We start from the raw sequence: 7,271 nt of genomic DNA, 5'->3' as shown, positions 1-7,271 counted from the left end.
CCCGTTCCGCCATCAGGCCGCTGTCTTTTCCAGCCAGTAAAGCGGGAAAACGATCGGCGGGATTTTTCTCAAAGCTGCTCATGAAAGCAGCGGCCAGCAGTTTGGGGGTATAAGGAATATCTTCCGGAACATGGTGGCGCTCGCAGGCCAGTTCCAGCGGTGCAAGGGCACCGGATGTGGGAGCGCTGGGGTTGGGGGCATAGGAGGCCGGGTAACCGGCGCGCTGCCGTGCGGATTTCTCTACCCGGTCAATGCCCGGGGCTTTGGCGTTGATTTCGGCCAACCGAAGCTGATACCGTTCGGCAAAGCGGGCCAGGAAATCATCTTCATCCGGCTGAATACCGTAGGCGGTACCGCCCATCCGGCCGAACAGACGCATGGTATCAAAATACCCAAGGGTGATGTTTCGCGCGGCGCGGGTGGGGTCAAAATCCAGGGTGGGCCCCAGGTTCCAATGGCTGTGGACGATGCGGGTAGGCAGGCCGGTATTGTTTTGTTTGACAAAACCGATACCGTCCACATCCACGCCCAGCAGTTCGGTGGCACCCATGGAAGCGGCCAGATGCAGCGGCATATTGTCCCGCCAGCCGCCGTCGATGTATTTTACACCGTCGATCTCCCGCGGGCGCAAAGCGGGGAAACAGGCACTGGAAGCCAGCATATATTCTTTCAGCCGCCCCTGGGGGATGTTTTCCAGGGGGCACTGGATGCTGCGCATGGTGGACAGTTCTGTCATAACAAGACCGAACCGGATAGGGGAGCGGCGCACCGCCTCCTCATCCAGAACGGCATCAATCCGTTCTGCCAGCGGTTCTATGTTCAAACCGCCGCTGCGGATCACATCCAGAAAAAAGGCATTCAGCTGCTCCGGGTCCCTTGTGGTGGGAACTTCCAGCACATCGTGAAGTTCCAGGGAGAGCCACAGGTCTTCCAGTTCCCGAACTCTGCCGCAGGCGAACATACAGCCGTTCAGTGTGCCCACACTGGCACCGGTAATGATGGCAGGAACCCAATGCAGCTCCTGCAAGGCGTGCCAAACGCCGATTTGATAGCTTCCCTTGGCACCACCGCCGGCCAACACCAGGGCGCGAACAGGTTCCGTTGTCGGCATGGATGCACCTCCCCCCTAAAAACAATCTGTAAAAGTATTATAGCATCATCCGCTGCGCAATGCTACCAGGAATTGCGGAACATTTTTGGGATTTTGTCCCCTTTCCGGGGCAGGGCTTGCAAGATGAAAAGCAAACGTGTATGATACAATCAGATACGAAAGAACACCATGCGTACACGTGCGGTAAAGAGGAGCGGCCATGGCCGCTGTGCCGCACAGGGAAGGAGCTTACTTATGGCAATCAAACCGATTTTGGTGGTTATGGCAGCCGGTATGGGCAGCCGCTACGGCGGACTCAAGCAGATCGATCCGGTGGGCCCCTCCGGGGAAGCAATCATTGATTACAGCCTGTATGATGCCCGCCGTGCCGGTTTTGAGACGGTGGTTTTCATCATCAAACATGAGATCGAGGAAGCCTTCAAGGAGGCTGTAGGCGTCCGGGCAGAGCGCGCCGGTTTTGAGGTGCGGTATGCCTACCAGCAGCTGGATAAACTGCCGGAAGGTTTCACCGTGCCGGAAGGCCGCGTCAAGCCCTGGGGAACGGCCCACGCCATTCTGGTGGCGGAGGAAGCTATCGGGGACGCTCCCTTTGCGGTCATCAATGCGGACGACTACTACGGTCCGCAGGGCTTCCGTCTGATTTATGAGTATCTCAGCACCCATGCCGATGCCGACAAGTATGCATGGTCCATGGTCGGCTTCCTGCTGGGCAACACGGTCAGTGCCAACGGCAGCGTCAGCCGCGGCGTCTGTGTCACCGATGAAAAGGGCGACCTTGTGAGCGTGACCGAGCGCACCTGCATCGAGCCTTACGAAGGCGGCATCCATTATACTGAGGATGGCGGAAACACCTGGACGGACCTGCCGGCCGATACAGTGGTTTCGATGAATCTGTGGGGCTTCACCCCCGGATACATTGCGGAAGCCAAGGCTGGCTTTGCGGCTTTCCTGCGGGAGAGCCTGCCGGTGAATCCGCTCAAGTGTGAGTACTATCTGCCTTCCGTGGTGACGGCGGCCCTGCAGCGCAACGAGGCAGAAGTCCATGTGCTGACCAGTGCCGATAAATGGTACGGTATTACCTACCGGGAAGACAAGCCGGAACTGGTGGCAGCGCTGCAGAAGATGAGCGCTGACGGCCTGTACCCGGCAGACAAACTGTTCTGATAAAAAGGATTGCTATGCAATACACAGTGGGTCAGATGGCCAAGCGCCTGGGGGTGGCCCCTTCGACGCTGCGCTATTACGACAAGGAAGGGCTGCTGCCTTACGTGGAACGTTCAGACGGCGGCATCCGTATGTTCAAAGAAAGCGACTATGAGTGGCTGAGCATTATCGAATGCCTGAAACAGTCGGGACTGTCCATCAAGGAAATCCGGCAGTACATTGATCTGTGCCGCCAGGGGGATGCCACCATCTCGGAACGGCTGCAGTTGTTTGTGAACCGGCGCCGTGCGGTGCAGCAGCAGATGGCGCAGCTGCAAAAGACGCTGGATATGCTGGATTACAAACTTTGGTTTTACCAGACCTCCGAGCGTGCGGGTACCACATCCATTCACGACGGGCAGACGGTGGAGGATATTCCGGAAGAATACCGGGAAGCATTTCTTCACGCCCGCGGTCACGGTGAAAATTGAATAGTAAAAGGCCCTCTGCCATGCGGCAGGGGGCCTTTTGCATGAACCATGGCAGACACCACCTTGTGGGATCTGCCATAGTATGGATTATTCCAGATTGCCGGTCAGCAGCATGGTCGCTGTCAAGGCAGCCAGCGGCGCAGTTTCGCAGCGCAGGATGCGCGGCCCCAGCCCGACTGTTACGGCACCGGCGGCCGCGGCGGCTGCGGCTTCTTCCACCGAAAAACCGCCTTCGCTGCCGGTGATCAGGGCCAGATGCTGATTGCTGCCGGGAGTCAGCGTTTCCCGCAGTGACACACCGCCGCCCTCGTAAAAGAAAAGGGCTTTGTCGTAGTCCGAAAGCGCCCGGCAAACGGCGGAAAAATCTGTCAGCGGCATGGCCACGTGGGGGATCAGCGCACGTCCAGCCTGTTTGGCCGCTTCGGCGGCGATACGGTTGTACCGTTCGTTTTTGACATCCTCTTTTTTGGGCGTGGCCACGCAGTAACGGCTGAAAAACGGTACGATCTCGGTGACGCCCAGTTCCACGCTGTGGCGGATGATCTCATCCAGCTTGCCCTGCTTGGGGTAGCCCACAAACAGGGTGGTGGCAGCGGAAGGTTCCGCTTTGCTGGGGACGCCTTCGTTGACGGAAAATTCCACCCGGCCCGGTGTGATGGCGGTGACGGTGCCGGTATACTCCAAGCCGTCCGGCCCGCACAGGACTACTTCTTCGCCGATGCGGGCCCGCATGACGTTGGCCAGATGGTGAGCATCACTGCCTGTTAAAGCGGCTTGCCCATTGGCCAGTTCTTTGGTAAAATAGCGGTGCGGCATGGCTTATGCCTCTTTCTTTTCGCAGATGATGCAGACCCAGCCGCGCTTTTCTTTGACTTCCACCGGTGTCAGTCCGGCGGCTACCAGTCCGTCCAGCACTTCCTGCTTGCGCTCATCAATGATGCCGCTGGCGATAAACCGGGCACCGGGGGCCATTAGGGCGGGCACGTGGGGAGCCAGCGACAAAATGGCGGCTGCCACAATGTTGGCCGTGATGATGTTGTACTGGCCACTGGCTTTGTCGGAAAGGTCGCCCACCAGAACGGTAAAGCGGTCCTCCACACCGTTGCGCTGGGCGTTTTCGCCGGCGGTGCGTACGCACATGGGGTCAATGTCCACACCTTCCGCCACCTTGGCACCCAGTTTCAGGGCTGCAATTGCCAGAATACCGGAACCGGTGCCGATATCCAGTACACGCTCCCCACCGGTGACGATGGCATCCAGCGTTTCCAGGCAGAGGCTGGTGGTTTCGTGGGTGCCGGTGCCGAAGGCCATGCCGGGGTCCATGGTGATGACCGTGCGGTCGGTATCGTACTGCTCCCAACCGGGCACGATGGCCAGCCGGTTGCCGATGTCCATGGCGTGGTAGTATTTCTTCCAGGCGTTCTGCCAGTCTTCCTGTTCCACGCCGGTGGTGTTCAGCTGGTAGTCGATGCCGCTGTTTTTCAGGCGTTCTTCAAACAGCGGCAGGATTTCGGCCGGGTTCTCGTCCGGAGCCAGGTACATGTGTACGATGACCACATCCCGCGGTTTGTCCAGCAGTTCCTGCTCGATCAGGTCCACGTGGGCAATCTCCCACGCCTGCTGTTCCAGGTCGCTGTAATCTTCAATATAGATGCCGCCGTTGGCTACCATCGTAGCGATGGCCTCGGCCGTGTCCGCGTCGCGCTTGGCGACGGTAATGCTGATATCGGTCCATTCCATAAGAAAAGCCCTCCGTTTCAAATTAACTGTATTATACAGGAAACCCCCTTACAATTCAATGTGGAAAGGAGAAATCCCCATGCAAATCCGTTTGCTGGACTGCGCAGAAGCGCAGCAGATCTATGAAACCCGTATGGTGCAGGATTTTCCTGCCGCGGAACTCAAACCCTTTACCGCCGTGCGCGAAATGATGCAGGCAGGCATTTACGAGCCGCTGGTTCTCGAAGATGAAGAAGGCGTCTTGCAGGCCTATGCCTGGCAGGTAATGCTGCCGGGCCGCCGCAGCGCGCTGCTGGATTACTTTGCGGTGCGCAGTGATCTGCGCGGCAGTGGTATCGGCACCCAGGCACTGCATGCCTTGGCCGCTTACTACAAAGACCGCCTGGATGACCTGATCCTGGAATGTGAACATCCCGAGGAGGCTCCCGACCGGGCGGTGGCAGAACGCCGCATTGGTTTCTACCTGCGGGCAGGCGCCTGCGCCACCAGACTGGAAAGCCGGGTGTTCGGGGTGCGTTACCGTATCCTGTCCTTGCCCTGCGGCGGTCACGCGGAAGATCCGGTGATCGGCCAGGAGTTGAAGGACCTTTACCGCATGATGGTCCCGGAACCCTATTACCGTGGCAATGTGATATTTTACGGCCCCTGAGGGTATACTACCCTCCAAGGGGGCGTAGTAAGAATGAAATTGAACCCGAAAGAATATGCCCGCATGGTATCTCGCACGTCGCCGCCTTCGCCCGTCGTGAAAGATTGCCTGTGGGCATTTTTTGTTGGCGGCGGAATCTGTCTGTTGGGCGAGGGACTTCGCCAGGTGTTTCTGATTTGGTATGATGTCACAATGGCCGGTACTTTGACCAGCATCGCATTGATCTTTTTGTCTGCGGCATGCACAATGGCCGGGTGGTATCAAAAACTGGCCGCCAAAGCCGGGGCCGGCACACTGGTGCCCATTACGGGATTTGCCAATTCGGTGGTCAGTCCGGCCATTGAATTTAAGGCAGAAGGCTGGGTGACCGGTATTGGTGCCAAAATTTTTGGCATTGCAGGGCCGGTCATTGCTTACGGCACTGCTGCGTCCGCCGTGTGGGGCGTGCTCTACTGGCTGATGGGAAAGGTCGGGTGAACCATGGCCATACGCAGAAAAGATACCGTGATTTTTGAAAAGCCGCCGGTGATTGCGGCCTGGGCTGCCGCCGGCGGCAAAAAAGAAAGCGAAGGCCCGTTGGCAGAAGGATTCGATTTTCTGACCCGGGACGCAGCTTTTCCTGACGAAAACTGCTCCAACTGGGAGCAGGCCGAAAGTCGGCTGCAGCAAAAAGCGGCCGAAGCCTGCCTGCGAAAGGCGGACATCAGCCGCAAGGAGCTGGATCTTGTATTGGCGGGGGATCTGCAGGCCCAATGTACGGCCAGCAACTATACCATGCGTTCGCTGCAAGCTCCTTTCGCGGGGATTTATGGGGCCTGCTCCACCATGGCGGAAACCCTGTGCTTGGCTGCCGCTTTGGCGGCAGGCGGTGTGGTACACCAGGCGCTGGCCATGACCAGCAGTCATTTTTGCGCGGCGGAACGGCAGTTCCGCACGCCGTTGGACTATGGCGCCAAGCGTACGCCCACGGCACAGTGGACTGCCACCGCAGCCGGTGCATGCCTGCTCCGCAATCCGGGACAGGCGGGGGTTCCGGTGCTGTCCATAACCTTTGGCCGTGTGCAGGATTACGAGGTGCGGGACATCAACAATATGGGCGCGGCTATGATGCCGGCAGCGGTGTCCACGCTGCTGCGCTATTTTGCCGCAACCGGAACACAACCGGCTGACTTTGATGCAATCTTTACCGGCGACCTGGGCCAGGTGGGCAGTGCCCTGCTGTACGAACAGATGGAGCGGGAGGGGATACCGCTGCCCAACCACCGGGACTGCGGATGCCTTTTGTACGATGTGCAGGCACAGAACGTTCAGGCCGGTGGCAGCGGGCCGGGATGCAGTGCGGCGGTTCTGTGTACCCATATCCTGCCAGCACTCCGGTCAGGGCAATACCGCCGGGTGTTGTTTCTGGCTACAGGCGCCCTGATGAGCCAGACGACTTTTTTGCAGGGAGAAAGTATTCCCGGCATTGCTCACTGTGTGGAACTGGCGGGGGAGGGGACGGTATGAATTACCTGTGGGCCTTTGTGGTTGGCGGTGCCATCTGTGTGGTGGGGCAGTTGCTCATTGATTATACCAGCCTGACACCTGCCCGTATTTTGACCGGGTATGTGGTCAGTGGTGTGATCCTCAGTGCGGTAGGGCTGTATAAGCCCTTGGTGGATTTGGCCGGCGCGGGCGCCAGCGTACCATTGCTGGGGTTTGGGCATCTGCTGGCCCAGGGGGTCAGGCAGGCGGTGGATATGTGCGGATTACCCGGCATATTTACCGGCGGCTTGACAGCTGCGGCCGGGGGCATAGCGGCCAGCATCCTGTTTGGGTTGTTGGCGGCGCTTATCGGCAAAAGCAAGGACCAGAACTGAACAAAATGAAAATGCCCGCCGGGAATCCCCCGACGGGCATTGTTCATGCGATCAATTACTGAGCAGCAGCCTTGTTGGCGCGCTTAGCCATGCGGCTGACCTTGCGGGCAGCGGTGTTCTTATGGATGACACCCTTGCTCTTAGCAGAGTCAATGGCAGAGACGGCGGCTTTCATGACGGCGTCTTTGTCAGCAGCATTGCTGTCGATGGCAGCGTCTGCCTTTTTGATCACTGTTTTCAGGTTGGACTTGATGGCCTTGTTGTGCATGGCCTCTTTC

10 protein-coding genes are annotated in these 7,271 nt (G+C 58.5%); 6 read left to right on the top strand and 4 right to left on the bottom strand.

Annotated elements, in window-relative coordinates:
- The coding region (locus H6B10_RS11270; RefSeq protein ID WP_204651697.1) for a patatin-like phospholipase family protein at window positions 1–1,111 on the bottom strand (1,111 nt) is incomplete at its 3' end.
- A gap of 234 nt (window positions 1,112–1,345) precedes the next feature.
- Between H6B10_RS11270 and H6B10_RS11265 the strand changes: the two genes are divergently transcribed.
- Together H6B10_RS11265 and H6B10_RS11260 are read left to right on the top strand one after the other, a co-directional pair.
- On the top strand, window positions 1,346–2,275 hold the full coding sequence (locus H6B10_RS11265; protein ID WP_204651696.1) for a nucleotidyltransferase family protein: 930 nt from the start codon (window positions 1,346–1,348) through the stop codon (window positions 2,273–2,275).
- A gap of 14 nt (window positions 2,276–2,289) precedes the next feature.
- The gene (locus H6B10_RS11260) at window positions 2,290–2,745 is read left to right on the top strand and encodes a MerR family transcriptional regulator (RefSeq protein WP_204651695.1); all 456 of its coding nucleotides are present in this window, start codon (window positions 2,290–2,292) and stop codon (window positions 2,743–2,745) included.
- Window positions 2,746–2,832: 87 nt separating this feature from the next.
- On the opposite strand, the gene H6B10_RS11255 is transcribed toward H6B10_RS11260, so the two are convergent.
- On the bottom strand, window positions 2,833–3,561 hold the full coding sequence (locus H6B10_RS11255; protein ID WP_204651694.1) for an RsmE family RNA methyltransferase: 729 nt from the start codon (window positions 3,559–3,561) through the stop codon (window positions 2,833–2,835).
- Window positions 3,562–3,564: 3 nt separating this feature from the next.
- Window positions 3,565–4,485: a 50S ribosomal protein L11 methyltransferase gene (gene prmA, locus H6B10_RS11250; protein ID WP_204651693.1), complete on the bottom strand. Its 921-nt coding sequence runs from the start codon at window positions 4,483–4,485 to the stop codon at window positions 3,565–3,567.
- A 79-nt stretch (window positions 4,486–4,564) separates the two neighbouring features.
- Here prmA and H6B10_RS11245 point away from each other — a divergent pair, with 79 nt between their 5' ends.
- The 4 genes from H6B10_RS11245 to spoVAE are packed head-to-tail and all read left to right on the top strand — an operon-like array spanning window position 4,565 to window position 6,993.
- A complete protein-coding gene (locus H6B10_RS11245) occupies window positions 4,565–5,134 on the top strand; it encodes a GNAT family N-acetyltransferase (RefSeq protein ID WP_204651692.1) in 570 nt (189 codons plus the stop codon).
- Between the two features lie 33 nt (window positions 5,135–5,167).
- Window positions 5,168–5,611 carry a SpoVA/SpoVAEb family sporulation membrane protein gene (locus tag H6B10_RS11240; protein ID WP_204651691.1) on the top strand — a complete coding sequence of 148 codons (444 nt, stop codon included), beginning with the start codon at window positions 5,168–5,170 and terminating at the stop codon, window positions 5,609–5,611.
- Between the two features lie 3 nt (window positions 5,612–5,614).
- Window positions 5,615–6,640 carry a stage V sporulation protein AD gene (locus H6B10_RS11235; RefSeq protein WP_204651690.1) on the top strand — a complete coding sequence of 342 codons (1,026 nt, stop codon included), beginning with the start codon at window positions 5,615–5,617 and terminating at the stop codon, window positions 6,638–6,640.
- The gene (spoVAE, locus tag H6B10_RS11230) at window positions 6,637–6,993 is read left to right on the top strand and encodes a stage V sporulation protein AE (RefSeq protein WP_204651689.1); all 357 of its coding nucleotides are present in this window, start codon (window positions 6,637–6,639) and stop codon (window positions 6,991–6,993) included. Before H6B10_RS11235 ends, spoVAE begins: the two co-directional genes overlap by 4 nt.
- A gap of 55 nt (window positions 6,994–7,048) precedes the next feature.
- On the opposite strand, the gene rpsT is transcribed toward spoVAE, so the two are convergent.
- A partial coding sequence (rpsT, locus tag H6B10_RS11225; RefSeq protein ID WP_430661757.1) for a 30S ribosomal protein S20 occupies window positions 7,049–7,271 on the bottom strand: 223 nt, incomplete at its 5' end.

The sequence above is a fragment of the Gemmiger formicilis genome (assembly GCF_016901605.1).
Taxonomy (GTDB): Bacteria; Bacillota; Clostridia; order Oscillospirales; family Ruminococcaceae; genus Gemmiger; species Gemmiger formicilis_B.
This window is presented reverse-complemented; position numbering and strand designations above follow the sequence as displayed.

What these genes read in the sequence shown, in the direction of transcription:
- H6B10_RS11265 (WP_204651696.1), top strand. Translation starts at nt 1,346, where the DNA reads ATGGCAATCAAACCGATTTTGGTGGTTATGGCAGCCGGTATGGGCAGC.
- H6B10_RS11260 (WP_204651695.1), top strand. Translation starts at nt 2,290, where the DNA reads ATGCAATACACAGTGGGTCAGATGGCCAAGCGCCTGGGGGTGGCCCCT.
- H6B10_RS11255 (WP_204651694.1), bottom strand. Translation starts at nt 3,561, where the DNA reads ATGCCGCACCGCTATTTTACCAAAGAACTGGCCAATGGGCAAGCCGCT.
- prmA (WP_204651693.1), bottom strand. Translation starts at nt 4,485, where the DNA reads ATGGAATGGACCGATATCAGCATTACCGTCGCCAAGCGCGACGCGGAC.
- H6B10_RS11245 (WP_204651692.1), top strand. Translation starts at nt 4,565, where the DNA reads ATGCAAATCCGTTTGCTGGACTGCGCAGAAGCGCAGCAGATCTATGAA.
- H6B10_RS11240 (WP_204651691.1), top strand. Translation starts at nt 5,168, where the DNA reads ATGAAATTGAACCCGAAAGAATATGCCCGCATGGTATCTCGCACGTCG.
- H6B10_RS11235 (WP_204651690.1), top strand. Translation starts at nt 5,615, where the DNA reads ATGGCCATACGCAGAAAAGATACCGTGATTTTTGAAAAGCCGCCGGTG.
- spoVAE (WP_204651689.1), top strand. Translation starts at nt 6,637, where the DNA reads ATGAATTACCTGTGGGCCTTTGTGGTTGGCGGTGCCATCTGTGTGGTG.